Raw genomic sequence first — 25,677 nt, forward strand, 5'->3', positions numbered from 1 at the left:
ACGTTTCCCCTCGGAGAGACCCGACCCGATGAAGCTTGCCCTGATCCTCGCCTGCCTTTTCGTGGCCCTCATGCCCGACCAGGCCCTTGCCTGGGGTCCCGGCGTGCACCTGGCCCTCGGCAACGCCGTGCTGGCCAACTTGGGCTGCCTGCCGCCGCTCCTGGGCGCGCTCCTCGCGCACCACCGCGACGCCTTTCTCTACGGCGCCCTGTCCGCCGACATCTTCATCGGCAAGGGCACCCGGATCAAGCCCGGCCACAGCCACAACTGGGTGACCGGCTTCAAGCTCCTCCGCTCCGCCCCGACCCCGCGCGTCACGGCCTACGCCTACGGCTACCTGACCCACCTGGCCGCCGACGTGGTCGCCCACAACTATTTCGTGCCCAACGCCCTGGCCGCCATCAAGTCCGGCTCCAACCTGTCCCACGTCTACGTGGAGGCCCAGGCCGACCGCCGCTTCCGGACCGAGCAGGAGACCGCGCTCAACCTGCTGCGCATGCCCAACCGCGCCCAGGACGACAGCCTGCTCCTGGCCATGGACCGCCGCCGCCTGCCCTTCCTGGTCAAGAAGCAGCTGCTCAAGGGCAGCCTGTCCGTGACCGGCCGCAAGTCCTGGACCGGCTCCCTGCGCCTGGCCGAACGGCTGCTTCACTCCGCACGGGTCAACCGCCAGCTCGACGACATGTTCTCCCTGTCCGAAAACCTGGTCTTCGATTTTCTCAACGGACCGGATCGCTCCCCGGCCGTGGCCTTCGACCCCATCGGCAGCGGCAACCTCCGCCGTGTGCGCGACCTGCGCCTGCAACGCCGGACCGCCGGACCGTTCCTCCCGGACGAATCCCTGCTGTCCATCCCGCGTCCCGCCGTGGACCGGAACAACGCCCTGGCCCGTGTCGGGGGCTGACCCATCGCGGAACCGGCTCCTTCGTTTCCTTTCGGCCGCCCTTTTGCTATACTGGGGGCCACGCGGCCCGATCCCCGGCCGTGACAACGGATGGCTGTTTCCATGCTCAGACGCATCACCTTTCTGATCCCGCCCATCATCGGCCTCATGGTCGCCGTCATGGTTTATGTCGGCTACCGTGCGGATCAGGACAATCACGGCCAGAAGGTCCGCGCCCAGGTGGTCCAGGCCCTCAACGAGGCCAAGGCCGGTCTGGATTCGGCCATCGGCTCGGGCATCCACCTGGCCAGCGCCATGGAGGCCTTCCTCAAGGTCAACCCGGACCCGAGCCAGGCCCAGTTCGCGGTCCTGGCGGACGCCCTGCTGGTGAACATGTCCGCCGTGCGCTCCCTCCAGCTGGCCCGGAACGACGTCATCTCCCACGCCTACCCCTCCTGGAGCGCGGGCAAGGGATTCGGCCGCTCCCTGGCCCAGACCGGCCCCGTGGCCGTGCGCAGCCTGCTCAAGCGGGCCAAGTCCACAGGGCGGCGGCAGATCCTGGCCCTGGACGAACGCGCCCCGGACATGGACGAGATCGTCATCCTGGCCCCGGTCTTCCTGCCCGACAAGGCGCTCCCGGCGAGCTACTGGGGCATGATCAGCGTCCACCTCGACGGTCCGGCCCTGTTCCGCAACGTGGGTATCGGCGTGCCCGGCGACGTGCTTCTGGCCCTGCGCGAGAAGATTTCCGAGGAGGACCGTGAACCCATGCTCGCGGGCGACCCCGTGGTCTTCGACATGGACCCGGTCGTCCGCATCATCCACGTGCCCTCGGGCGAATGGCTCCTGGCCGCGGCGCCGAGCGGCGGCTGGGGCGGCTCGCCCAACCGCAACGCCATCCTCGGCTTCGGCCTCCTGGCCATCGTCGTCCTGCCCATGAGCCTCTGGGCCCTGGGCGTGATCCTCATGGGCCGCCTCAAGGACCGCGAGCGCTATTACCAGCTCGTGCACAGCGCCAAGTCCATCATCATCCGCATCAACATGGCCGGCGACATCGTCTTCTGCAACGAGTACGCCGAGGACTTCTACGGCTACGGGCCCGGCGAACTCCTGGGCAGGCCCCTGGTCGGCACCCTGGTCCCGCGCAAGAGTCTCGAGGGGCGGTCCATGCGCCGCTACCTCGACCGGCTGCTCATGAACCCCTCGGCCCACCCGTTCAACGAGACCATGAACGTGCGCAAGAACGGCGAGATCGTCTGGGTCGCCTGGGCCAACGACTCGGTGCGCTCCAAGGACGGGACCACCGTCGGCCTGCTCTGCGTGGGCACCGACATCACCGACCGCAAGCTCATGGAAGAGGCCCTGCGCCAGCGCGAAAAGCAGTACCGGCTGCTGGCCGAAAACGTGACCGACATCATCTGGGGGCTGGACGCGGACTACCGCTTCACCTACGTCAGCCCCTCGGACGAGGCCGTGCGCGGCTTCAAGCGGCCCGACGTCCTCGGCCGCCCCATCCGGGACTTCCTCACCCCGGCCGCCAAGACCCGCTTTCAGGACTCCCTCCGCGTGCTCGACGACCTGGCCGAGACCCAGGGCCAGCTCGCCTCCATCACCGAAGACCTCGAATTCACCTGCGCGGACGGCTCCTCGGTCTGGCTCGAATCGCACCTGGGCATCCTCTTCTCGGAAGAGGGCGAACGCATCGGTCTCCAGGGGGTCAGCCGCGACATCACGGACCGCAAGCGGGCCGAGGCCCTGCGCGAGGACATGGAACGCATGGCCCGCCACGACCTCAAGACCCCGCTCGGCGCGGTCATCGGCCTGCCCGACGAGATCCGGCGTCACGGCAACCTCGACGCCTCCCAGGAGGCCATGCTGGCCACCATCGAGAGCGCGGGCACGACCATGCTTGAGCTGATCAACCGCTCCCTGGACCTCTACAAGATGGAATGCGGCACCTACGTCCTCGACCGCACCACCGTGGACGTCCTCGACGTCCTCGAACAGATCAAGGCCGAATGCCTGCCGCACATCATCGAAAAGGGCATCAGCGTGGGCATCGAGGTGCGCGGCGGCGAGGCGGACGGCACCCTGCCCGTGTCCGCCGACGCCGAGCTCTTCCGCTCCATGCTCTGCAACCTCGCCACCAACGCCCTGGAGGCCTCCCCGGAATCCGGCTCCGTGTCCATCGTCCTCGAAAGGACCGACCACCTGACCATCACCATCCGCAATCAGGGCGAAGTGCCCCTGTCCGTGCGCGAGACCTTCTTCGACAAATACTCCACCTCCAGCCCCGCCCGCGGTTCCGGACTCGGCACCTACTCCGCCCGGCTCATCGCCCGCACCCACGGCGGGGACATCGCCGTCGAAACCGGCACTCCCGGCGAGACGAGCGTCATCGTCACCCTGCCGCAGTAGCTGGTATTGGGGGGGGGCGCGGCTTCCGATAGCGGGCCATCCGCACATTTTTTCCGGGGGGCTTTCATCCTCACGTAGACGGCTATCGCTGCTGTCGTCATCTCTAAGACCGAGCAAGCTCGGCCTAAGAGCTGAGGCACGCTGCGGTGAAAGCCCCTCGGAAGAAAATGTACGGCTGACCCACTCTCGAAAGCCTGACGACGTGCGAGCGCGGGGGAGAGAGCCGCTGTCGGGTGCTGCCCACCCGAATCGCTCCAAGGGGGGACAGGTCCGGTTGGCGGGCGGCGGCAGAGGGGTATGTCTCAGGGCGTAAGCGTCTTCCCAAAAACAACTCCGCGATTTCGGGCGGGGGAAACGGCGCACGGCGTTTCGTGAAGCGGCACAGATTCTCACCCGTTTTTCCCGGACGAAATCGCACACCGGCACGGCGGAAGGCATCCCGCACCGGCCGTCCGCCGCCGCACCCCGAGCATAGCGAGGCGATGGGATTCTCAAGGCCCTCGGCCTTGAGCGGGCCCAGGGCGGCGCCCTGGCCGCCGGAGGCATTCCCAACATGAAGGCCCGCCCCGGAGAACCGGAGCGGGCCTTTGCCGTGTGACTGGGCAGGGGGGGTTAGTCGTTCAGCTTGTGCATGAGCCAGGCCATGTTCTCGCCGAGGATGTCCATGGTCAGCATGCCTTCCTCGTCCTTGAGGACATCGCCCTTTTCGCGGCCGAAGCCCATGTTCCAGTAGCGGGAGCCGGGCACGACCATCTGCTGGATGAAGAAGAAGGAGTTGATGGTGTTGAAGGTCTGCATGGCCCCGCCCCGGCGGGCGGCGACGATGGCCGCGCCGACCTTGCGGGCGAACATGGAGCCGTTGACCAGGCCGACCATGCCGGCGCGGTCGATGAGCGCGCTCATTTCGGTGGTGATGGTCGCGAAGTAGGTGGGCGAGGCGAGCAGGATGCCGTCGGCCGCGTCCATGGCCTCGATGCACTCGTTCAGGAAGTCGTTCTTGACGGCGCAGCGGCGGTCCTTGTTTTCCGCGCACTTGTAGCAGGCGATGCAGCCGTGCATCTTCTTGCCCGCCAGTTCGATCATTTCGGTCTCGATGCCTTGGGCCTCGAGTTTGGCGAGGGCGCGTTTGATCATGTCGGCGGTGTTGCCGCCCTTGCGCGCGGAGCCGTTGAATGCGACGACTTTCATGGTTTCTCCTAGTAGGTGTTGTAGTGGATGCGGTCCGCGTTGAAGCGGCTTTCGGATTTGGGTCGCTGGGCGGGCCACCCGATGGGGGCGAAGCCGAGCGGCATGACGTGGTCCGGAATGTTGAACATGGCCCGGTACCCGGTTATGCGGTCTTCCTTGGGATAGATGCCGGTCCAGACCGCGCCCAGGCCCAGGGCGTGCACGGCCAGGAGCAGGTTTTCCATGGCCGCGGCGCAATCCTGGACCCAGTAGCCCGGATATTTCTCCTTGCTCAGGTCGCCGCAGACGATGATGCCCACCTGGGCCTGCAGGACCATCTGGACGTAGGGGTGCAGGTTGACCATGGCGTCGAGCCGGGCCCGCTCGTTGACCACGATGAACTGCCAGGGCTGGCCGTTGCCCGCGCTGGGGGCCATCATGGCCGCTTCCAGGATCTGGCGGACCATCTCCTCGGGCACGGGCCTGTCTTCGAATTTTCGGACGCTGCGCCGGGTGCGCAGGGCTTCCAGGGTATCCATTTCGTCCTCCTGGTTGGGGGTGCGTGGCGTTTGTTTACCTTCTTCATGTTCTCTGCTAATGGAGAGAAAATATCAAGTACGCACTTCAAAGTTCTATAGTAACCAAAAATATACCAGCGGGCCCGCGACGCCGGGAGCGGCGCGGGCGAGGAGCGAGGATCATGGACGAGGCGTGTCCCCTGAAGGTCTGCGGCGACAAGAAATACTATTGCAGCATGGAGCTGACCCTCCAGGTCATCGGCGGCAAGTGGAAGCCGATCATCATCCACCGGCTGGGCACCGAGGGCGTCCTGCGCTTCAGCGAGGTCAGGCGGTCCATTCCGAACATCACCCAGAAGATGCTCACCCAGCAGCTGCGCGAGCTGGAGGCGGACGGCATGGTCCGGCGCGAGGTCTATGCCCAGGTGCCGCCCAAGGTGGAATATTCCCTGACCGAACTCGGGGAGAGCATCATGCCGGTCATCGGCAGCCTGTGCCGCTGGGGCGAGAGCTATGCCCAGTGGCACGCCCGGCGGCTGCCGGACCAGGCCGAGGCGGTCTAGCGGCCGGTACTTTCCCCACTTTTCCTTTCCACCCGGCAGCCCCTTTGCTATGATGGAAAAAGGGGGAAACGGGAATGACGGGCAAATCCAGCAAGAACAGTGCGTCCGGCCCGGTGCGGGCCGTTTTCGATCCGGTGGCGGCCAGCGCGGACATGGGCTTGACCCTTGAGGAGTTCGCGCCGCTGCTGCCCAAGGCGGCCACGGAGATCCGCCTACGCCTGGACGCGGTCCGGCAGGGCGTGGCCGACGACGACCTGCGCGCCGTGACCCTGAACAGCCATACCGCCAAGAGCATCGCCGCCACCCTCGGGGCCGAGGCCACCCGGCAGGCCGCCCTCGACCTCGAACTCTGCGCCCGATCCGGCGACCGGGCGAGTTGCCCCCGGCTCCTCGCCGAACTGGAAGAACACGCCGCCGCATTGCTGGGCGCGTTGGATAAGGCGTAGGCGTTTTTTACATCAGGACCTGAGGGCGCTTCGCGGCGATGGACAGGAGCTCCGGGGCTCGAACCCTTTCCCATTTATGCGCCTTCGGCGCGGAGGCCATGGGAAAGCCCGCCCCGTCCGACAGGACGGGGCGGGCTTTTTGTTTCGTGCTGTGGTGGATCAGCCCCGGCAGTTGTGTTTCATGCTGGTGCCTTCCACGATGAAGACCACGGTCTCGGCCACGTTGGTGGACAGGTCGCCGATGCGCTCCAGGTGGCGCGAGCCGATGATGGCGTGCACGCCCCGCTCCACGATGCGCGACTCGGCCACCATGTCCGAGACCATCTGGCGCAGGATGGAGATGGTCAGGTCGTCGGCCTTGTCGTCCATGCGGCAGATCTGCCCGGCCAGGTTGACGTCGTCGTCCACGTAGGCCTTGAGCGCCTCGGAGAGCATCTTCTTGACCGTGTTGGCCAGGTCTTCCATCTTGGGGTTGTGCGGCATGGGCGGCCGGGTGGACAGGAAGATGGCCCGGTGGGCCAGGTTGACCGCCTCGTCGCCGAGCCGCTCCAGGTTCACCGTGATGCGCTGGGCGCCCACGATGGTTCGCAGGTCCACGGCCATGGGCTGGTCCAGGGCGAGCAGCTCCAGGCTGAAGTTGTCGATCTCGTCTTCCATCTCGTTGATGGATTCGTCGCCCACGATGACCGCTTCGGCCAGGTCGGCGTCGTTCTCAAGGTAGGCCCGGACCGCCTTGTGCACGGCCGACTCGGACAGGGCCGCCATGCGCAGGACCATGACCTTGAGGTCCTCGAGCTTTTTGGAAAAATGTGCGCGTTGTTCCATGATGCGTTGCGTCCTTTGCTGTTCAGCTTAACCGAAACGGCCCGTGATGTAATCTTCCGTCTGCTTGTTGGCTGGGTTGGTGAACATGGTCTTGGTGTCGTCCACCTCGATCAGCTTGCCCATGTAGAAGAAGGCGGTGCGGTCGGACACGCGGGCCGCCTGCTGCATGGAATGGGTGACGATGATGATCGTGAACTCCTTCTTGAGCTCGTGGATCAGGTCCTCGATCTTCTGGGTGGCGATGGGGTCCAGCGCCGAGGCGGGTTCGTCCATGAGCAGGACCTCGGGCTCCACGGCCAGGGCGCGGGCGATGCACAGCCGCTGCTGCTGGCCGCCGGACAGGCCCAGCGCCGAGGTGTGCAGCCGGTCCTTGACCTCGTCCCACAGGGCCGCGCCCAGCAGGCTCTCCTCGACCTTCTGCTCCATGAACTGCTTGTCCTTCACCCCGTTGACCCGCAGCCCGTAGGCCACGTTTTCGAAGATCGTCTTGGGAAAGGGGTTGGGCTTCTGGAAGACCATGCCGATGCGCCGACGCAGGGAGACCACATCCAGCCCCGGGGCGTAGATGTCCTGGCCGTCCAGGGTCATCTTCCCGTTCACCCGGGTGCCGGGGATGAGGTCGTTCATGCGGTTGATACAGCGCAGATAGGTGGACTTGCCGCAGCCGGACGGCCCGATGAGTGCGGTGACCCGGTTTGACTCGAAGTCGATGCTGATGTCCTCCAGGGCCTTGAAGTCTCCGTAGTGGAAATCAAGGTTGGTGGAGGACACCTTTATGGTCGTCGTCATTGTTCGTGCTCCGTGGCAATTGAAAAAGTGTGTTCCGCCAGCGGCGCAACGCACCACGAGTAACCCGGTGGAGTTACGAGACAATGACTCGTTTGTGACAATTGCGTCACAGCCTCGAAGCTAGGGCACGGCCACCAGGACATGGAGTTCGTTCCCGGCGGTCTGGAGGTCCGGCTCCAGCCGCTTTTTCGGCGGGGTGCGGAAGTGCACGACCATGCGGAAGCGGTCCGGGTGTTCGCCCAGGACCAGGTGCTTGACCGCGCCCTCGGAGCGCAGGACGTTGCCGCCCCGGTAGCGCCACGCGCCGGGCAGATCCACCACCAGCCGTATGGGGTTGTCCAGGTGCATGATCGAGGCCTCGCCCACGGGCCGGTCCGCGACCACGGTGATGCTGAAGCCGAGGGCGGTCTCGTCCAGGGTCACGGCGCGGATCACGCCCTCGCCCCCGACCGGTGCCAGGGCCGGGATCTCCGCCTGTCCGGCGGCCGCGTCTTTTGCCTGCTGGTCGGGCTGCGGGGCGTCGGGAGCGGGCCCGGCGGCCTCGGGAGCGGGCACGGTTTCCGGCTGGTCCAGGGGGGGCTCGGCGGGCGTGGCCGGGGCCTCGGTGCCGTCGGGCAGGACGACGGGAAGGACCGTGAAGTCCACGCCCATGCGCACCTCGTGACGCGCCTCGTCCTGGGCCGCGGCCGGGCGGGAGGACAGGGCCGCCACGGCGGGCACGACAGCGGCGCAGACGGCCAGGAACAGGAACCAGTGCCGGAATGTCTTGAACATGCGAACCCCTCGCTGAAGGAAAACTCTAGGGGGATATACTGGATTTGTCGGCCAAAGGCAAAGCCCGAAGCGGTCAGAGGCTCTCGTAGTAGGCGCCCAGTTCGCGGGCCACTCGCCGGTCGGACCAGCACGTCTCCATGAACCGGCGACCCGCCTCCCCGGCCTGTTCGCAGGCCTCGCGGTCCTTGGCCAGGCGGAACAGGAGGTCGGCCAGTTCGTCCTGGTTGCGGGCCGTGAGCCAGGGCAGTTCGCCGGTCCCGGCGAACTCGGCGATGCGCGCCCGGTTCCAGTCGTCCAGCCCGGCGATGACGGCCAGCCCCTGGGACAGCCCCTCCAGGCTGGACACCCCGTAGTAGCCCTGCATGTGGTCGAACAGGGCGTGGCAGCGCCGCTTGCGGGCCAGGCACTCCTGGTTGGGCACGTCGTCGATGAGGTCCACGGACAGGTACACGGTGCGCCGGTTGACGTGCTTGACCGCGGCCAGGAACTCCTCGGTGTTCTTGAGGTCCCTGCGGGTGGGCGAGTGGCAGACCTTGAGTTGGCCCGGATCGTCGAAGCGGCCCCACATGGGCTTGAGCAGGGGGTCGTCGATGGGCACCAGGTTGGGCTGCCAGCGGGCCTCGGGCAGGAGCCTGAGCAGGTCCGGGGTGGACACGAGCAGGTTGGTCCGCTTGAGGCGGCGGTATTTCTCGCGGAAGGCTTCGGGGTGGGCGCGGAAGTCGTGGTGGCCGTGGTGGTGGTGGACCACGATCTTGCCCTTGAGATAGTCGGCGGGCCTGAGCGGGCCGAAGGGCTGGTGCTCGTCGCAGGTCATGTGGAAGTGGAGGACGTCCGCCTCGCGCAGGAGGATGGCCAGTTCCTCCACGCCGTCCGGGCCGAGGTCCGGGACGTGCAGGTCCTTTTCCCAGCCGTGGGTGTAGCGGGTCTCCAGGGTGGCCAGACGCGCCGAGTGCCCGGTGTGGCGGTTGAGCGCCTTGCAGAACTGGATGGCGGTCCCGGCGGGATCGTTCACGGCAAGCATGAGGATGCGCATGGTCGGCTTCCTTCCTTGATGGCTGTTGTCCACGTTGTCCAACGACTCCCCTCGCCCCGGCGCGAAGTCCCTCGCCCCCCGCGCGGGAAATCGGCCCTAGATCGGCTCATGCCCGGACCCGGCGCGCGCCGGGGGTTCCGGCTCGGCCGTCCCGTCTTCGTCGTCTCCCGCCCCGCGTCCGTCGGTTTCCGGCCCCTGTCCCGCCGGGTTCGGGCCGGTGCGGGGAGCGCGATTCGGACGAGTCTAGCGTGAACGGGCGCATTTCGTCCAGGTGGACGCCGCCCGGGGCGCCGGAAATCCGGGACCTAGAACCGGGTGTCCCGAGCGTTTCCGTTGCCGACAAGGGCGTGCTGGAACTTGTTCAGCTTCTTGACCCAGACGTCCCCGGTCCGGGTGTTGAACATGAGCTTGCGGCCCTCGGAGCCGCCCACGTCCTGGGCCTGGATGTCCAGCCGGGCGAACTTGAGCAGCTTCTTGGCCATCTCGATGTTGCGCCTGCCTATGTTGTAGGAGCCCGAGGGCACGTTGTTGACGGCCACGCCCTGGCCGCCGCCGAACATCTTGATGCACAGGTCGCGGCGGGGCACGCCGATCTTGTCCATGGTCTCGAGCATGTTCTGGAGCGCCGTGTCCACGAAGCGGCAGATCTGCGGCTCCGCGCCCTGGGCATGTCGGGAGATGGAGCTGTCCGGAAGGAAGGCGTGGCAGATGGTCCCGATGCCCATCTTGGGCGCGTGGATGGTCACGGCCAGGCACGAGCCGAGGACGGTGGTCACCAGGGTGGGCTGCACCCCGATGAAGCAGTCGCCCGTTTGCAGGAATATCTTGGCCAGTCCCGGCCCCGCTGCATTCATGTTCGTCTCCGGTTCGGGGAACGGCGCCCCCGGCAATGCATCATGGTATAAAATGCGACATTTTGTTGCGGGAAGTCAACCGAACAGAGGCTTTCCGGGCCGCCTTGTACACCAAATCAGCCGGGTGTCCAATTTATAAAAGGGTGCATATGGCAAGGGTGCCGGTATTCATGTATGCAGGAGATTGCGGAGGTGTCCATGCAGGGACGGAATCGGAGAGTCTTTTTCCTCTTGCTGATCATGGTGGGCCTGGTGGCCGTGGTGTCCATGTACGCCACCAGGCTGCTGTTCGACACGGCCGTCGCCGAGGAACGGGTCCGGCTGCGGGAACTGGTCGAGAGCCAGGCCGGCCTGGCCGTGGAGATGGGCTGGATGGCCCAGGGGGGCGGTGCCGCGACGGTCTCCAAGGAGGCGCTCCTCGGGCATCTCGGCCGGGCCCAGCGCCGGTTCGAACTGAAGAGCCGGTCCGGCGAGTTTCTGGTGGCCCGGCTGGACGACGGGAAGCCCCGCTACCTGCTGATCAACGGAATGCCCGTGGACGCCGCCGACGCCGGGACGCCCTCGGAGCGGGCCGACGACGAGGCCATGCGGCGGGCCCTGTCCGGGGAGAGCGGGACCCTGACGGGTCCGGACGGCCGGGGGATCGAGGTCCTGGCCGCCTTTGCGCCCATGGCCCTGGGCGACGGCGCGTTCGGCCTGGTGGCCAAGATCGACCTGGAGCAGATCCGCGCCCCGTTTATCCGGGCCAACCTGCAGATCTTCGGCGTGGGCCTGGTCCTGACCCTGCTCTGCACCTACCTGTTCCTGAAGGTCAGCGAACCGCTCATCAGCGGCCTGCAGCTGAGCGAGAAGAACTACCGCGACCTGGTGGAGGGCGCCAACAACCTGATCCTGCGCATCAACGGGGCGGGCGAGATCACCTTCGCCAACTCCTTTGCCCGGGACTTCCTGGCGGGCCGGGACGGGGAGCTGCTCGGGGACATGCTCATGTCCTATTTCGACGTCCCGGCCGAGGGCGGCGGCCTGGACGCGGTGGTCGAGGTCATCGGCGGCCAGGGCCGCCGCAACGAGATTCCCGTGCGCATGGCCGAGGGCCGGGTGGGCTACGTCTCCTGGACGGTCAAGCTGATCATGGACCAGGGCCGTCCGGCCGAGCTGTTGTGCATCGGCAACGACGCCACCCGCATCCACAAGGCCAACCAGGCCCAGAAGGAGTCCGAGGAGCGCTTCCGGGGGCTGGCCAAGGCCTCGCCCGTGGCCATCATCATCACCGACATCGCCGGGAACCTGCTCTACGCCAACGAGAAGATGCACGAACTGACCAGGGCCACGGCGGTCCAGCTGGCGGGCCAGGGATGGCTGAACAGCGTGCACCGCGAGGACCGCAAGCTGGTCTGGAAGCACTGGCTGGAGCGGGTCGGCCCGGCCACGGACAAGGTCGAGCTCCGGCTCATGTCCGGCAACGGGGAGTTCGTCTGGGTCCTGTGGCAGGTGGTCGAGATGGGCAACGCCCGGGGCGAGGCCGCCGGGAACATCCACACCTTCACGGACATCACCGAGATCAAGGAGGCCCAGATGGCCATGAGCCGGTTGACCGCGGCCATCGACCAGGCGGCCGAGATGATCGTCATGACCGACCTGGAGGGGGTCATGACCTACGTCAACCCGGCCTTCGAGGCGGTCTCGGGCTTTTCCCGGCACGAGGCCGTGGGCCGGACCCCCGGTATCCTGGCGGGCGGCGAGCACCGGCCGGAATTCTTCGCCGACATGTGGAAGACCATCACCGGCGGCGAGGTCTGGAAGGGGCGCATCGTCAACCGGCGCAAGAACGGCGAGCGCTACACACTGGAGTCGAGCATCGGCCCCATCCGCAACCACGCGGGCGAGCTCATCGGCTTCGTCGGCGTGGGCCGGGACATCACCCGCCAGTTGGTGGTGGAGTCGCAGCTCCGGCAGTCGCAGAAGCTCGAATCCATCGGCGAGCTGGCCGCTGGCATCGCCCACGAGATCAACACCCCGACCCAGTACGTGACCTCCAACCTGCAATTCCTGAGCGACTCCTGCGGGACCTATTCCAAGGCCGTCGAGCGCTGCCGGGAGCTGGTCCGCTTCGTTGCGGAGCACCCCGACCTGTTCCCGGACGAGGTCTTCCGCGAGCGGGCCGCGTCCGCCCTGGACGAGGAGGAGATGGCCTACCTGGCCGAGGACGTGCCCAACGCCCTGGAGGAGTCCGCGGCCGGGCTCAAGCGCATTGCCGAGATCGTCCGCTCCATCAAGCAGCTGGCCCACCCCGGCGAGCTGGCCAAGGCCTTCCACGACCTGAACGAGATCGTCCGCAACGCCATCACCGTGTCCACCAACGAGTGGAAGTACGTGGCGGGCATGGAGTTCGCGCCGGACGATTCCCTGGCCCCGGTCTTCTGCCTCAAGGGCGAGGTGGGCCAGGTGGTCCTGAACCTGATCGTCAACGCGGCCCATGCCATCGAGTCCCGGCTCAAGGGGAGCGACGGCCAGGGAATCATCACCATCCGCACCCGGGCCGAAGGGGAGTACGCGGTGCTCTCGGTCACGGACACGGGCACGGGCATGTCCCCGGAGGTGGCGGCCAAGGCGTTCGACCCCTTCTTCACCACCAAGGAGGTGGGCAAGGGCACGGGCCAGGGGCTGGCCATCGCCCACAACGTGGTCGTCGGCATGCACGGCGGCCGCATCGAGATCGACACTGTTGAGGGCCAGGGCACGACCTTCACGGTCCGGCTGCCCTTCGAGGAGCTTCCGGCGGACTAGAGGGTGTCGTCACGAGACCTTTCCGTTGCGTTTGTGAAGTATCCCAACTGGCTGCGTTGTCAGGGGAAGATGAATTCTGACGTAGCCTGAACTACGCCTGCAATCCATTTTTCCCTTCCGCCTTGCCCGTTGAAATAATGCACAAAACTCACAACGAAAATCTCATGACGACACCCTCTAATCGCCGGGCTCGCGGATGTGGTCCTCCTCCATGAGAGTCAGGGCGATGTCCACCGCTTCCGCGTCGAACAGCGTGTCCCGTCCCCCGAGGAGGTACCTGGCCGCCTCGCCCCGGCCCAGGCCGTGGCGGTAGGGCCGGTGGGTGATGATGGCGTCGATGACGTCGGCCACGGCCAGAATCCTGGACTGGAGCAGCAGCCCGTCCCCGGTCAGCCCGTCGGGATAGCCGGACCCGTCCAGCCGTTCGTGGTGCTCCCGGATCATCCGGGCGATGGGCCAGACCACGCCCAGCCCCTTGAATATCTCGGCCCCCACCTCGGCGTGGGCCTTGATGATCGTGAACTCGGCGTCGCTCAGTTCCCCCAGCTTGTTCAGCAGGTGCGAGGGCACGGCCACCTTGCCGATGTCGTGGACCATGGCGGCCAGGCGCAGCCCCGCCACGTCGTCGTCGGCCATGCCCATGCGCTCGGCGATCATGACCGCGATGTCGGCGGTCCGGTCCATGTGCCCGGAGGTGTACGGGTCGCGGAACTCCACCAGCCGGGTGAAGGCGCGCAGGGACTGCTCGAAGCCGTCCTTGAGCCTGCGCACGATTTCCAGCTCCCTGGCGGCCCGGACCATGTCGGCGTGCTCGATGCCCGCGTCGATGGCCATGGCCAGGTCGTCCGGCTCGGACGGCTTGGTCAGGAAGCGGAAGATGGCCCCGGTGTTCACGGCCCGGATGGCCGTGTCCATGTCCGCGTAGCCGGTCAGGATCATGCGCACGGTGTCCGGGTACAGCTCGGCCACCCTGGCGAGCAGGGTGATGCCGTCCATGTCCGGCATCTTGAAGTCCGAGACCACCACGGTGAACGGGCCGCGGGCCGCCATGGCCTCGAGGGCCGCCTCGCCGCCGGGGGCGGTGTGCACGTCGAACCGTCCGCGCAGGGTCCGGCGGTGGGCCTCAAGCACCTTGGGCTCGTCGTCCACCAGGAGCACCGGGACGTTCTCGTGGGTTCGCGCCCCGGCCATCAGCGTGCGGTCTCCGGCACGAGCACGGTGAAGGTCTCGGGGATGCCGACCTTGTCCGCGAACATGTGCATGCGGTCGATCTTGTCCTTGGTCAGCTCCAGGCTCTTGCGCACCAGCAGGGCCCCCTGGCGGGAGACCACGTCCTCGTGCAGGACCATGCCCGGCTGGAGCTCCCGGAGGGTCACGGTGCGGATGGCGTAGCGCGCCTCCACCCCGAGCATGCCCTCGAGATAGTACATGAGCTCGGGATCGTAGGCCTCGATGTTGTCCTCCATGCTCAGGAAGGCCTTCTGCGGATTGTCCTCGCGCTGCCGGGCCAGGTCGTAGTCCAGGGCGACCCTGAGGATGCGTCCGCCCAGGGGGATGGCGTCCTCCCTGACGTTGTCCCTGGGTGTGCCCGAGCCGTCGAACCCCTTGAGCTGGTAGGCGATCATGTCGGCTATGGCCCCCAACCGGGGCAGCCGGGTGACCAGGCTCTGGGCGATGACCGGGTGCATCTCCCACATCTGGACCTGCTCGGGCGAAAGCTCGCCGCCGCCCTCCAGGGTCTCCAGGGTGCCGGGCGGCAGGATGAGCGTGCCGAGCTGGCAGAGCATGGCCGCGATGTCGTAGCGCCACATGTCCTTGACCCCCTTCCGCTCGGCGAAATAGCGCACGTAGCGGCGCACGCGGTTGATGCGCTCGCCCGCGTGGGGGTTGACCATGGCGGTGAGCTCGCTCAAGAGGTCCACGCTGCCCTTGAGGGTCTTTTCGAGCAGGACCCGCCTGGCCGTGACCAGCTCGTACTGGCGGACCGCGTCGGCCACGTTCCGGAGCAGGTCGTCGCGCTCGCACGGCTTGGTCAGGAAGCGGAAGACGTTGCCGTCGTTGACCGCGCGGATGGCGTTGTCCAGGTCCGCGTATCCGGTCAGCATGAGCCGTGTGGTGTCCGGGCTCAGGGTCTTGAGTTCGTTGAGGAACTCGATGCCGTTCATGCCCGGCATGCGGTAGTCCGAGACCGCCGCGGCATAGGGATTGGCCTTGTCGATCCTCTTCAGGGCCTGGGCCGGGTCGGACTGGACGTCCACCTCGTACTGTTCCCGCAGCTGGCGGCGCAGGGCGGAGAGAACGTTGGGCTCGTCGTCCACGAGCAGGATGCGTGGCTTCATGGCTACCCCCTTTCCAGGATTTCGTTGAGGATGCTCTCGTCCGCGTAGTCGAAGGCCTCGATGTCCCGCCAGTGGTCGGCGACGTAGTCCAGCCATTCGTGCAGCCGCTTTTCCTCGAACAGCTCCGGGGCCATGTCCTTGCGGATGCGGATGCGGGAATAGTCCTTGTGGAAGACCACGCAGTGGTGGTCGATGGCGTTGGCCGCGGTGATCACGTTGGGGATGTACCCGTCCGAGGGGCGGTGATCGTGGTGGTAGCCGATGGCGTGGACCACCTCGTCGGACATGCCCCACAACCCCATGAGATAGGCGCCCATCTCGGCGTGGCTGGTGCCGAAGACCTGGCGCTCGACGCGGCAGACCGGGCCGCCCAGGTCGCGGACCGAGCTCAGGACCCGGCCGTACATCTCGGGGAAGTAGTTGATCAGGATGAGCTTGCCCACGTCGTGCAGCAGCCCGGCCATGCGGCAGTTGACGATGGTCTGCTTGTCCCGCCTGTCGCACTCGGCGATGAGCCGGGCGATGTTGGCCACCCGGAAGCAGTGCTCCCAGAGCATGTTCAGGTTGAGCCCGGACAGGGCCTGGCCGTCGTAGGAGGTGAACAGGTGGGTGGACAGGATCAGGGCCTTGATGGTCTCGAGCCCGAGCATGGTGATGGCCTTGTGCATGGAGTCGATGTGCGTGGGCAGGCCGAAGAAGGGCGAGTTGACCAGCTTGAGGATCTTGGCCATGAGCCCCACGTCCTGGGTGATGGAGTCGGCGATGCGGTCGATGGACGGCTCGGGCCCGGCCAGCTCGTCGCGGATTTCCTGGAAGATGCGGGGGATGACCGGCAGGGCGTCGATCTCGGTGACCAGCCGGAGCATCTTGGGGTCGGTCAGGACCTCCTTGGAGCGCAGGGCGCCCTCGATGCGGGCGATCAGGTCCTCGGCGGTGCACGGCTTGGAGATGTACTGGTGCACGGAGCGGATGGAGCGGATGACCTCGTTCAGGTCCACCTGGCCGGACAGGGCGATGCGGATGGTGCCGGGATAGTCGTCCCTGACCCTGGTCAGGAGCTCGGCCCCGTCCATGCCCGGCATCTTGATGTCCGAGATGATGACGTCGAAGGGGGCCTTTTCCAGGGCTTCGAGGGCGGCCTGGCTCGAGTTGACCAGGGTCATGTCCCAGTGGTCCCTCTTGTTCCGCAGCATGCGGCGCAGGGCGGCGAGGACGTTGGTCTCGTCGTCCACGAAGAGCAGGCGTATCTTGTTCATGGGGCGGTGTTCCTTGTTTCGGTGCGGAAAAGCGACTTTCCAATACACCGTAAACGAACTCCACCCCTGGGAGTATTATAAGATGGCCGTCCGGCCGGATGGCCCGGCCGGGGGCGAAGGCGCCCGGAATCAGCCCCGGGCGCGGTCGCGGATCTGGCGCGTGGTCAGCTGGGCCAGGGCCAGGGAGGCCAGGGAGAGGCCCACGGCCACCAGGAAGACCAGCCGGTAGTCGGCCATCCAGATGAGGCCGCCCGTGACCGGCACGGCCACGGCCGCGATGTGGTTGATGGTGAAGCCCACGGCCATGCCCGAGGCGATGTCCTGGGGGTCGGCGATCTTCTGGTAGAAGGTCTTGATGGCGATGGCGAAGTTGAAGACGATGTTGTCCAGGATGTAGAGGGCGGCGGCCACCAGCGGGTTCTCGGTCAGGGCGTAGCCCAGGAAGATGATCGTCAGGGCCGCGTATTCCACGCTCAGGACCGGGCGTTCGCCGAATTTGTTGATGGACCGGCCGATGATCGGGTTGACGAAGTAGTTGATGACGTTGTTGCAGACGAACAGGATGGTCACCTGCTGGATGGTGTAGCCGAACTTGGTGACCAGCAGGAACACGGCGAAGACCGTGAATATCTGCCGTCTCGCGCCGCTCAGGAAGGTCAGGGCGTAGTAGAGCCAGTACTGCCTGCGGAAGGTCATCTTCTTGAGCTGGGGCGGCAGGTCGCTGCGCGACGGATCGCGGGTCAGTCCCCACAGTCCGGCGGCCACGGCCACCCCGCCGAGCATGGCGAACATCTCGGTGTAGCCCAGCCCCTTGGCCAGGAAGTAGATGGCCGCGCCCACGCTGATGTTGGTCAGGGCGGTGATGGACCGCAGCCGGGCCATGACCACCGGGGCCTCGTTCCTGTCGAAGTATTGCAGGGTCAGGGACTGGTTCATGGTTTCGTAGTAGTGGAAGCCGAAACTCATGAGCAGGGTGGTGAAGACCAGGCCGCCCAGGGAGGGCATGAGCCCGACCAGGGACACGCCCAGGCCGAGCACGGCCACGGACAGGGCGGCCAGCCGGTGCTCGGAGATGATCACGATCATGTAGATGGCCAGCAGGGCCAGGAAACCGGGCACCTCGCGCACGGACTGGACCACGCCCATGCCCATGCCGTCCAGCCCGGCCACCTCCACGGCGAAGTTGTTGAGCAGGGTGCGCCAGCCCTGGAAGGCCGCGCCGGAGCTGATGACCAGCACCAGCAGGAAGATGTACATGCGCCGTTTCTTGTCTGCGTCCGTCATGGGAATGGAGTCCTTGGTTGCGGGAGCCAGACAATAGGGCTTGGACCCGGCAAAGATCAAGTGTAGAATCGCGCCATGCCCGATACGCCCATCCTCGTGTCCGCCTGCCTGGCGGGCCTGCACTGCCGCTACAACGGCGAGGTCGCGCCCTTTGAACCCGTGGTGGACCTGGTCCGCCAGGGGCTGGCCGTGCCGTTCTGTCCCGAAATCTTCGGGGGGCTGCCCACCCCGCGCAGACCCTGCGAAATCCTGGGCGAGCGCGTGATCGACGCCGACGGCGCCGACCGCACCGCCGAGTTCCTGCGCGGGGCCGATGAGGGGCTCAAGCTGGCCCGGCTCCTGGGCTGCCGCGAGGCCGTGCTCAAGGCGCGCTCCCCGTCCTGCGGCTCGGGCGAGGTCTACGACGGGACCTTCACCGCCACCCGCGTGCCCGGCGACGGCTGCTTCGCCCGGCTGCTCAAGGCGCACGGCATCACCGTGCGGACCGAGGAGGACCTGGCCGGGTGAGCGCACCGGACCGGTTCGCCGGGCTGCCCCTGACCGTCAGGGCCAACCCCCGCGCCCGCCGCGTGCTGGTCAAGCTGGTGCCGGGCCGAGGCCTGGAGGTGGTCACGCCCTGCCGGTTCGACCCCGCCCTGGTGCCGGGCATCCTCGAGGAGAAGCGGCCGTGGATCGAACGGACCCGCGACCGCATGCTGGCCGCCGGGACCGACCTCTCGGGCGCGTTGCCCGACCTGCCCGAAACCATCGAGTACCGCGCCTTCGAGCGGACCGTCCGGGTGGACTACCTGGACCGGCCGGGCACGGTCCGGCTGCTGGAGAACGCGGCCCGGCTCCAGGTGGCCGGACCCGCCGCCGACCGGGAGGCCATCCTCGACGGCCTGCGCCGGCACACCGTGAAAAAGGCGCGCGAGGTGCTCCTGCCCTGGCTCGACCGGGCCAGCCGCGCCACCGGGCTGCCCTACGAGGCCCTGCGCGTGCGGCGGCAACGCACCCGCTGGGGCAGCTGCTCGTCGCGCGGGACCATCTCCCTCAACGCCAAGCTCCTGTTCCTGCCCGCCCCCCTGGTGGACCACCTGCTCCTGCACGAGCTCTGCCACACCCGGCACATGAACCACTCACCGGCCTACTGGGCCTGCGTGGCCGGATTCCAGCCGGACTACAGGCGCCTCGAACAGGAGGTCACCCGGGGCAACCGGTACGTGCCCGCCTGGTTCCTGTGAGCCCGGCCCCGATATTCCCCCCCCCCTCCCGCCACCCGATCGCCCTTCGCCCTCACTCTCACCGAGCGCACGCGACAACGCCCCCGCCACACCGGCGAAGCGCACAAAAAGTTTGGGAAAATGAAGGGATGGGGGTCCGGGGGAAGGGGAGGAAAGGACCCTTTTCAAAGGGTTTTTCCTCCCCTTCCCCCGGCCGCCGGAGGCATGCCGTTCGGCTAGCTCTCGGCGTCTTCGAATTTGGTCCGGATGATGGCGGCGTCGTCGGGTCCGGCTTCGAGTTGCAGGGATTTGGACTGGCCGTGGCAGCGTACGCCCTCGTCGGTCAGGGTGATGTATCCGGCGGACAGGGCGGTGGTGTAGGGCATCTGTTCGCGCATCTCGTCGAAGTTGATGCGGCTGGGGAAGATGACGGGCACGGCCGCGCCGGAAAAGTCTTCGAACATGATGTATTTCATGGTGGGCTCCTTTGGTGCGATGGAGGATAGCCGCTGGCCGTCCGCAGATCAAGATGTTGCCTGAACCTGTCCGACAGGATACACGTACACTCCATGCGCGAATACAAAAAAATAGGCGTCTGGCAGACCGCCTTCCTGGGCGACGCGGTCCTGACCCTGCCTTTGTTGCGGGCTTTGAAGGACCGCTTTCCGGACGCGGACATCCATTTCTTCGTGCGCGCCGGGGTTGAGTCCGTGTTCGCGGGCCAGCCCGAGATCGCGCAGGTCCGGCCGTTCGCCAAGCGCGGCGCGGAGAAGTCGCTGAACGCGGCGGTGCGGCTGGGCTGGGCGCTCGGCCGCGAAGGGTTCGACCTGTGGATTTCGGCCCACACCAGCCTGCGCTCGGCCCTGGTGGCCGGGGCCACGGGCATCGGGCGGCGCATCGGCTACGACCGGCCGTGGTACAACCGGCTGGCCTACACCGACGCCGTGTCCCGGCGGTTCGATGAACTGGCCGAGATCGAGCGGCTCATGGAGCTGGCCCGTCCGCTGGGCATCACCGGTCCCGCGCCCAAGGCCCGGCTGGTCCTGCCCGAGAAGGCGCGGCTGGCGGCCGATGGGTTCTGGGAGACGTTCGGCTTCGACCGGCCGGTGCTCGGCATCCATCCCGGCTCCACCTGGCCGACCAAGTGCTGGCCCGTGGAGTATTTCAGCGAGATCGTCCGGCGGGCCGTGGACGCGGGCGCGCACGTGCTGGTCTTTGCCGGGCCGGGCGAGGAGGACACGGCCGCACGGGTCATCGCCGGGGCCGGGGCCGATCCCCACCGGGTGACCAACCTGGCCGGGCAGCTGTCGCTGCCGGAACTGGCCGCCTATTTCGGCCGGCTCGACGCCTGCCTGACCAACGACTCCGGGCCCATGCACCTGGCCTGGACCCAGGACGTCCCCCTGGTGGCCCTGTTCGGGCCCACCGTGGAATCCTTGGGATTTTTCCCGCGCGGTGCCCGCTCCACGGTCCTGGAGACCGAGGGGCTGGCCTGCCGTCCCTGTGGCCTGCACGGCCCGAAGAAGTGTCCCGAAGGCCACTTCAAGTGCATGCGCGAACTGACCCCGGACCGGGTCTGGCCGGTGCTCGCGGGCAAGCTCGGGCTGTAGCCCGGGCGGGACCTTCGGCGCGGTGCGGGCGCGGCGTGAAAAAGGCGGCTTCGAGGCCGCCTTTTCGGTTATTTCGCCCGGGTCAGCTTGGTGGGCGGGTTGCCGTCCAGGCCGCCCGTGAGGGTGCCGTCCTTGGCCAGGGTGACGGTCCCCTTCACCTTGTCCCCGAAATGGATGACGTAGCCGTCCACCACGGCGGGCACCCAGCCCCGGATGTCGTTTCCGGCCTTGATGTACATGTAGTAGAGTTCGTTGCGGGGCACCAGGGCGTAGGCGAAGAGGTCCGGGGCGTCGTCCGCGCACTGGAAGTACCCGGCCAGGTCGGGCTGGACCGGTTTGGGCGTGAGCGCCTGGAAGGGCGGCTCCCCGCTGACGTCCGCGGCGTTCACTTCGAAGGCCGGGGCCGGGGACGCGGCAAAGAGCAGGCAGGCAAGGATCAGGACCACTGGGAGCGCGGTCGGCGAAAGGCGTTGCATGGGATCTCCTGGACGCGGCGGAGCGTCGGACGGGGTTGACGGATGGTCATGGCATACGTCTTTCCGGGGGAAAAATCCACGGCGGCCTCGCATCCGGCCCGATGAGGCGGGCACGTGGACGATGGGCCGGGAAAGGGGAGGCCAAGCAAAAGGGGCGGTTCCTTGCGGAGCCGCCCCTTTGTTATCGGGTGAGGGGATGGTCGCGGTTAGCAGGTGCCTGCGTTCTGGCCGTTGGACTTGCAGCTGATGCGCGAGATGGCGCGTTTCAGTGCGGCCTGGTTGCGGGCGGCTTCGACCTTCTCCTTGGCGGCCTGGTTGCGCTGTTCGGCGCGTTCCTTGGCCTTCATGGCGCGTTCCACATCGATCTCGGTGGCTTTTTCGGCAACCTCGGCCAGGATGGTCACCTGGTTGTTGCTGACTTCGGCGAAGCCGCCGGAGACGAAGACGTAGAATGCCTTGCCGTTCTGTTTATAGTGCAGATTGCCGATCCCGAGAGCGGACAGGAAGGGCACGTGGTTCGGCAGTACGCCGAATTCGCCCATGATGCCGGGCGCGCCCACGTATTCCACGTCCTCGGAAAGAACTTTCCGGTCGGGAGTGACAATATCAAGCTTCAATGTGGCCATGAGCTACCTCGCTTACTGCTTGGCCTTTTCGATGGCTTCCTCGATGGGGCCGCACATGTAGAAGGCCTGTTCGGGCAGGTCGTCGTACTTGCCGTCCAGGATGTCGCGGAACGCCTTCACGGTTTCCTCGGTCTTGACGTACACGCCGGGCACGCCGGTGAAGACCTCGGCCACGTGGAACGGCTGCGACAGGAAGCGCTGCACGCGGCGGGCGCGGGCGACGGTCAGCTTGTCGTCGTCGGACAGTTCGTCCATACCGAGAATGGCGATGATGTCCTGGAGGTCCTTGTACTTCTGGAGCACGGACTGGACTTCGCGGGCGGTGTTGTAGTGCTCCGCGCCCAGGACGTCGGGCGACAGGATGCGCGAGGTGGAGTCGAGCGGATCAACGGCGGGGTAGATGCCCAGCTCGGCGATCTGACGGGACAGAACCAGCGTACCGTCAAGGTGCGCGAAGGTGGTGGCCGGCGCGGGGTCGGTCAAGTCATCGGCGGGCACGTAGACGGCCTGGACCGAGGTGATCGAACCCTTGTTGGTGGAGGTGATGCGCTCCTGCAGGCCGCCGAGGTCGGTGCCCAGGGTGGGCTGGTAACCAACCGCCGAAGGCATGCGGCCGAGCAGTGCGGACACCTCGGAACCGGCCTGGGTGAACCGGAAGATGTTGTCGATGAAGAGCAGCACGTCCTGGCCTTCCTCGTCACGGAAGTATTCCGCACAGGTCAGGGCGGTCAGGGCGACGCGGGCACGGGCTCCCGGAGGCTCGTTCATCTGACCGTAGACCAACGCGGCTTTCTCCAGAACGCCGGCTTCCTTCATTTCGTGGTAGAGGTCGTTGCCCTCACGGGTGCGCTCACCAACACCGGCGAACACGGAGATGCCGCCGTGCTGCTTGGCGATGTTGTTGATCATCTCCATGAGGATAACGGTCTTGCCGACGCCGGCGCCGCCGAACAGGCCCATCTTGCCGCCCTTGGGGAACGGGATGAGCAGGTCGACGACCTTGATGCCGGTCTCGAGCAGTTCAACCTTGGTGGACTGCTCGGTGAAGGCGGGGGCCGCACGGTGGATGGGCAGCCGCTTTTCGCAGGGCACCTCACCCAGTTCGTCAACGGGCTTGCCGACGACGTTCATGATGCGTCCCAGGGAACCGGTGCCGACCGGAACGGTGATCGGCGACTCGGTGTCCACGGCGGCCATGCCGCGGACCAGACCCTCGGTGGCGTCCATGGCGATGGTGCGGACCACGTTGTTGCCCAGGTGCTGGGCGACTTCGCAGACCAGGTCCGGCGCGTCGGTATTGTTGGGATTTTTGATCTCCAACGCGGACAGAATGTTGGGAAGATTCCCTTCGGCAAATTCGACGTCTACAACGGCGCCGATTACCTGTACGATTTTACCAGTATTAGCCATTTTTCATAGCCCCCTTTTATCCTTTCAGCGCTTCCACGCCGCCGACAATGTCCATAAGGTCGTTGGTGATGGCGGCCTGCCTCGTCTTGTTGTAAAGCAAGGTCAGGGTATTAGTCAGCTCGTCACACGCCTTGGTGGCGTTGTCCATGGCCGCCATGCGGGCCGCGTGCTCGGATGCCGAAGTATCCAGCAGACCGCGGTAGACCTGGACTTTGATGAACCGAGGCAGGAGTTCGGCCAACAGGCCCTCCACGGACGGTTCGTACAGATAGTCGCCGGTGGCGGCGGACTCCGCCTCGTTTTTCTCCTGGGCCGCCATGGGCAGGACCATGAGATCGACGGGCGGCTGTTTGGCCATGCTCACGAACTCGCCGAAGCAGACGTGGACCTCGTCCAGGTCGCCCGAGATGTACCCGGCGATGAGCTCGTTGCCGACGCTGGCCGCCAGGGTGAAGTCGAAGGTGGTCATGGAATCGGCCTCGGCGCGCACGATCTCGAAATCGAGCTTGCGGAAGGCGTCGCGCGCCTTCTTGCCGATGCACCAGACCTTGACGGTCTTGCCCTCGGCGGCCTTTTCACGAGCCAGCCTTTTGGCCGTGTTGATGATGTTGATATTGAAGGCGCCGCACAGGCCGCGGTCGGAAGTGGCCACCATGATACCCACGGTTTTCACCTCTTCACGGACCTCCAGCAGCGGATGCACCGATTCGTCTGCACCGGCCGCCAAGTCCCCGAGCATCTCGTAAAACTTGTTCGCATACGGACGGAAGCGTTCGATACGCTCCTGGGCGTTGCGCAGTTTTGCCGAGGCCACCATGTTCATGGCCTTGGTGATCTGCTTGGTTTTCTTGACGCCAGCAATCTGGTTCTGGACGTCTCTTAACGAAGCCATTCAACTACCCCTTGGTTTAAGCGCTGAAGCCTTTCTTGAACTCTTCGATGGCAGCCTTGAGAGAGGCTTCGACGGCGTCGTCGATCTTTTCCTTCTCGGCGATGGAGTCGAGAACGGCGGATTTGGCGTTGCGCATGAACTCCAGGAACTCGGCTTCGAAGCGGACGACCGCGTCGACCGGAACGTCATCGAGGAAGCCGCGGGTGCCGGCGTAGAGCACGGAGACCTGCTCCTGAACGGTCAGGGGCTGGTACTGGGGCTGCTTGAGCAGCTCGACCATGCGGGCGCCGCGGTTGAGCTTGGCCAGGGTGGCCTTGTCCAGGTCGGAACCGAAGGAGGCGAAGGCCGCCAGCTCGCGGTACTGGGCGAGGTCGAGGCGCAGGGTACCGGCCACCTGCTTCATGGCCTTGATCTGGGCGGAACCACCGACGCGGGAGACCGAGAGGCCGACGTTGATGGCCGGGCGGACGCCGGACAGGAACAGGTTGGGCTCCAGGTAGATCTGGCCGTCGGTGATGGAGATGACGTTGGTCGGGATGAACGCCGACACGTCGCCGGCCTGGGTTTCGATGACCGGCAGGGCGGTCAGGGAACCGGCGCCCAGGGAGTCGTTGACCTTGCAGGCGCGCTCGAGCAGGCGGGAGTGCAGGTAGAAGACGTCGCCGGGGAAGGCTTCACGTCCCGGAGGCCGGCGGAGCAGCAGCGACATTTCGCGGTAGGCCGTGGCCTGCTTGGAAAGGTCGTCGTAACAGATCAGGGCGTGCTTGCCGTTGTTGCGGTAGAACTCGGCCATGGTCGCGCCGGTGTAGGCGGCGATGTACTGCAGCGGGGCAGGCTCGGAGGCGGTGGCCGAAACGATGGTGGTGTATTCCATGGCGCCGTGCTGGCGGAGCACGTCGGCGACCAGGGCGACGGAGGCCTTCTTCTGGCCGATGGCCACGTAGAAGCAGTGCACGTCGGTGGTCTTCTGGGCCAGGATGGCGTCGATGCAGACGGCGGTCTTGCCGGTCTGACGGTCGCCGATGACCAGTTCGCGCTGACCGCGTCCGACCGGGGTCATGGCGTCGATGGCCTTGAGGCCGGTGTAGCAGGGCTCGTGGACGGACTTACGGGCGATGATGCCGGGAGCCTTCATTTCCACGGGACGGACTTCGGTGGACTCGATGGGTCCCAGGCCGTCGATGGGCTGGCCCAGGGGGTTGACGACGCGGCCCATGACGCCGTCGCCGACCGGCACCGAGTAGATCTGGCCGGTACGCTTGACCGGGTCGCCTTCCTTAACGCCGGTGTCGGAGCCCAGCAGGGCCACGCCGACGTTGTCCTCTTCCAGGTTCAGGACCATGCCCATCAGGCCGCCGGGGAACTCCAGCAGCTCCATGGCCATGACGTTTTCGACGCCGTGCACGCGGGCGATACCGTCGCCGACGTAGAGGACGGTGCCGGTCTCGCTCATTTCAACACGAGATTCGTAATTCTGAATCTGGTCCTGAATGATTTTGCTGATTTCTTCTGCTTTGATCTGCAT

At 66.4% G+C, this 25,677-nt stretch carries 25 protein-coding genes; 8 read left to right on the top strand and 17 right to left on the bottom strand.

All coding sequences use genetic code 11. The features are described 5' to 3' along the window. The first annotated feature begins 28 nt into the window (after positions 1-28). Entirely contained in the window at positions 29-904 is an 876-nt protein-coding gene (locus tag DND132_RS12810) for a zinc dependent phospholipase C family protein (RefSeq protein ID WP_014323174.1), read from the top strand. Between the two features lie 102 nt (positions 905-1,006). Then, positions 1,007-3,301, top strand: coding sequence for a PAS domain S-box protein (locus tag DND132_RS18875; protein WP_014323175.1), 2,295 nt, complete (start codon positions 1,007-1,009; stop codon positions 3,299-3,301). Positions 3,302-3,913: 612 nt separating this feature from the next. Here the strand turns inward: DND132_RS18875 and DND132_RS12820 are convergent. Both DND132_RS12820 and DND132_RS12825 read right to left on the bottom strand, forming a co-directional pair. Beyond that, positions 3,914-4,489: a flavodoxin family protein gene (locus DND132_RS12820; RefSeq protein WP_014323176.1), complete on the bottom strand. Its 576-nt coding sequence runs from the start codon at positions 4,487-4,489 to the stop codon at positions 3,914-3,916. An 8-nt stretch (positions 4,490-4,497) separates the two neighbouring features. Beyond that, entirely contained in the window at positions 4,498-5,007 is a 510-nt protein-coding gene (locus DND132_RS12825; RefSeq protein WP_014323177.1) for a nitroreductase family protein, read from the bottom strand. Between the two features lie 161 nt (positions 5,008-5,168). Between DND132_RS12825 and DND132_RS12830 the strand changes: the two genes are divergently transcribed. Continuing rightward, positions 5,169-5,549 (top strand): winged helix-turn-helix transcriptional regulator, encoded by a 381-nt coding sequence (locus DND132_RS12830; RefSeq protein WP_014323178.1) that lies wholly within the window; start codon positions 5,169-5,171, stop codon positions 5,547-5,549. A 74-nt stretch (positions 5,550-5,623) separates the two neighbouring features. Beyond that, positions 5,624-5,995: an Hpt domain-containing protein gene (locus DND132_RS17775; RefSeq protein ID WP_014323179.1), complete on the top strand. Its 372-nt coding sequence runs from the start codon at positions 5,624-5,626 to the stop codon at positions 5,993-5,995. Positions 5,996-6,154: 159 nt separating this feature from the next. On the opposite strand, the gene phoU is transcribed toward DND132_RS17775, so the two are convergent. The 5 genes from phoU to DND132_RS12860 all read right to left on the bottom strand — a co-directional run bounded on the left by phoU (position 6,155) and on the right by DND132_RS12860 (position 10,270). After that, a complete protein-coding gene (phoU, locus tag DND132_RS12840) occupies positions 6,155-6,820 on the bottom strand; it encodes a phosphate signaling complex protein PhoU (protein ID WP_014323180.1) in 666 nt (221 codons plus the stop codon). Positions 6,821-6,847: 27 nt separating this feature from the next. Then, the gene (gene pstB, locus DND132_RS12845) at positions 6,848-7,609 is read right to left on the bottom strand and encodes a phosphate ABC transporter ATP-binding protein PstB (protein ID WP_014323181.1); all 762 of its coding nucleotides are present in this window, start codon (positions 7,607-7,609) and stop codon (positions 6,848-6,850) included. A gap of 120 nt (positions 7,610-7,729) precedes the next feature. Then, positions 7,730-8,383, bottom strand: a complete 654-nt coding sequence (locus DND132_RS12850; RefSeq protein WP_014323182.1) for an AMIN domain-containing protein — start codon at positions 8,381-8,383, stop codon at positions 7,730-7,732. A gap of 73 nt (positions 8,384-8,456) precedes the next feature. Further along, the gene (locus DND132_RS12855) at positions 8,457-9,416 is read right to left on the bottom strand and encodes a glycosyltransferase (protein WP_014323183.1); all 960 of its coding nucleotides are present in this window, start codon (positions 9,414-9,416) and stop codon (positions 8,457-8,459) included. 305 nt (positions 9,417-9,721) lie between these two features. Then, on the bottom strand, positions 9,722-10,270 hold the full coding sequence (locus DND132_RS12860) for a chemotaxis protein CheD (RefSeq protein WP_014323184.1): 549 nt from the start codon (positions 10,268-10,270) through the stop codon (positions 9,722-9,724). A gap of 240 nt (positions 10,271-10,510) precedes the next feature. Here DND132_RS12860 and DND132_RS12865 point away from each other — a divergent pair, with 240 nt between their 5' ends. After that, entirely contained in the window at positions 10,511-13,057 is a 2,547-nt protein-coding gene (locus DND132_RS12865) for a PAS domain-containing sensor histidine kinase (RefSeq protein WP_238528384.1), read from the top strand. A gap of 177 nt (positions 13,058-13,234) precedes the next feature. On the opposite strand, the gene DND132_RS12870 is transcribed toward DND132_RS12865, so the two are convergent. The 4 genes from DND132_RS12870 to DND132_RS12885 form a co-directional block, all read right to left on the bottom strand. Then, positions 13,235-14,248, bottom strand: a complete 1,014-nt coding sequence (locus DND132_RS12870; RefSeq protein ID WP_014323186.1) for an HD domain-containing phosphohydrolase — start codon at positions 14,246-14,248, stop codon at positions 13,235-13,237. Beyond that, positions 14,248-15,396 (bottom strand): HD domain-containing phosphohydrolase, encoded by a 1,149-nt coding sequence (locus DND132_RS12875; RefSeq protein ID WP_014323187.1) that lies wholly within the window; start codon positions 15,394-15,396, stop codon positions 14,248-14,250. The genes DND132_RS12870 and DND132_RS12875 overlap by 1 nt, the downstream gene beginning before the upstream one ends. Positions 15,397-15,398: 2 nt before the next feature. Further along, a complete protein-coding gene (locus DND132_RS12880; protein WP_014323188.1) occupies positions 15,399-16,652 on the bottom strand; it encodes a response regulator in 1,254 nt (417 codons plus the stop codon). Between the two features lie 129 nt (positions 16,653-16,781). Beyond that, entirely contained in the window at positions 16,782-17,936 is a 1,155-nt protein-coding gene (locus DND132_RS12885) for an MFS transporter (protein ID WP_014323189.1), read from the bottom strand. Positions 17,937-18,011: 75 nt separating this feature from the next. On the opposite strand from DND132_RS12885, the gene DND132_RS12890 reads away from it, so the two are divergent. Continuing rightward, on the top strand, positions 18,012-18,443 hold the full coding sequence (locus DND132_RS12890) for a 2-thiouracil desulfurase family protein (protein ID WP_014323190.1): 432 nt from the start codon (positions 18,012-18,014) through the stop codon (positions 18,441-18,443). Continuing rightward, positions 18,440-19,159, top strand: a complete 720-nt coding sequence (locus DND132_RS12895) for a M48 family metallopeptidase (RefSeq protein ID WP_014323191.1) — start codon at positions 18,440-18,442, stop codon at positions 19,157-19,159. The genes DND132_RS12890 and DND132_RS12895 overlap by 4 nt, the downstream gene beginning before the upstream one ends. Before the next feature lie 215 nt (positions 19,160-19,374). Here the strand turns inward: DND132_RS12895 and DND132_RS12900 are convergent, their stop codons facing one another. After that, positions 19,375-19,614 (bottom strand): hypothetical protein, encoded by a 240-nt coding sequence (locus tag DND132_RS12900; protein WP_014323192.1) that lies wholly within the window; start codon positions 19,612-19,614, stop codon positions 19,375-19,377. A 93-nt stretch (positions 19,615-19,707) separates the two neighbouring features. Between DND132_RS12900 and waaF the strand changes: the two genes are divergently transcribed. After that, a complete protein-coding gene (gene waaF, locus DND132_RS12905) occupies positions 19,708-20,748 on the top strand; it encodes a lipopolysaccharide heptosyltransferase II (RefSeq protein WP_014323193.1) in 1,041 nt (346 codons plus the stop codon). 68 nt (positions 20,749-20,816) lie between these two features. On the opposite strand, the gene DND132_RS12910 is transcribed toward waaF, so the two are convergent. From DND132_RS12910 to atpA, 5 genes are all read right to left on the bottom strand, one after another. Further along, positions 20,817-21,224, bottom strand: a complete 408-nt coding sequence (locus tag DND132_RS12910) for a hypothetical protein (protein WP_014323194.1) — start codon at positions 21,222-21,224, stop codon at positions 20,817-20,819. A 206-nt stretch (positions 21,225-21,430) separates the two neighbouring features. Continuing rightward, positions 21,431-21,850 carry a F0F1 ATP synthase subunit epsilon gene (locus DND132_RS12915; RefSeq protein ID WP_014323195.1) on the bottom strand — a complete coding sequence of 140 codons (420 nt, stop codon included), beginning with the start codon at positions 21,848-21,850 and terminating at the stop codon, positions 21,431-21,433. Positions 21,851-21,862: 12 nt separating this feature from the next. Next, a complete protein-coding gene (gene atpD / locus DND132_RS12920) occupies positions 21,863-23,260 on the bottom strand; it encodes a F0F1 ATP synthase subunit beta (RefSeq protein ID WP_014323196.1) in 1,398 nt (465 codons plus the stop codon). 16 nt (positions 23,261-23,276) lie between these two features. After that, the gene (locus DND132_RS12925) at positions 23,277-24,152 is read right to left on the bottom strand and encodes a F0F1 ATP synthase subunit gamma (protein ID WP_014323197.1); all 876 of its coding nucleotides are present in this window, start codon (positions 24,150-24,152) and stop codon (positions 23,277-23,279) included. 16 nt (positions 24,153-24,168) lie between these two features. Then, on the bottom strand, positions 24,169-25,677 hold the full coding sequence (atpA, locus tag DND132_RS12930) for a F0F1 ATP synthase subunit alpha (protein WP_014323198.1): 1,509 nt from the start codon (positions 25,675-25,677) through the stop codon (positions 24,169-24,171).

Source organism: Pseudodesulfovibrio mercurii (assembly GCF_000189295.2).
In the GTDB taxonomy this organism is placed as follows: Bacteria; Desulfobacterota; Desulfovibrionia; order Desulfovibrionales; family Desulfovibrionaceae; genus Pseudodesulfovibrio; species Pseudodesulfovibrio mercurii.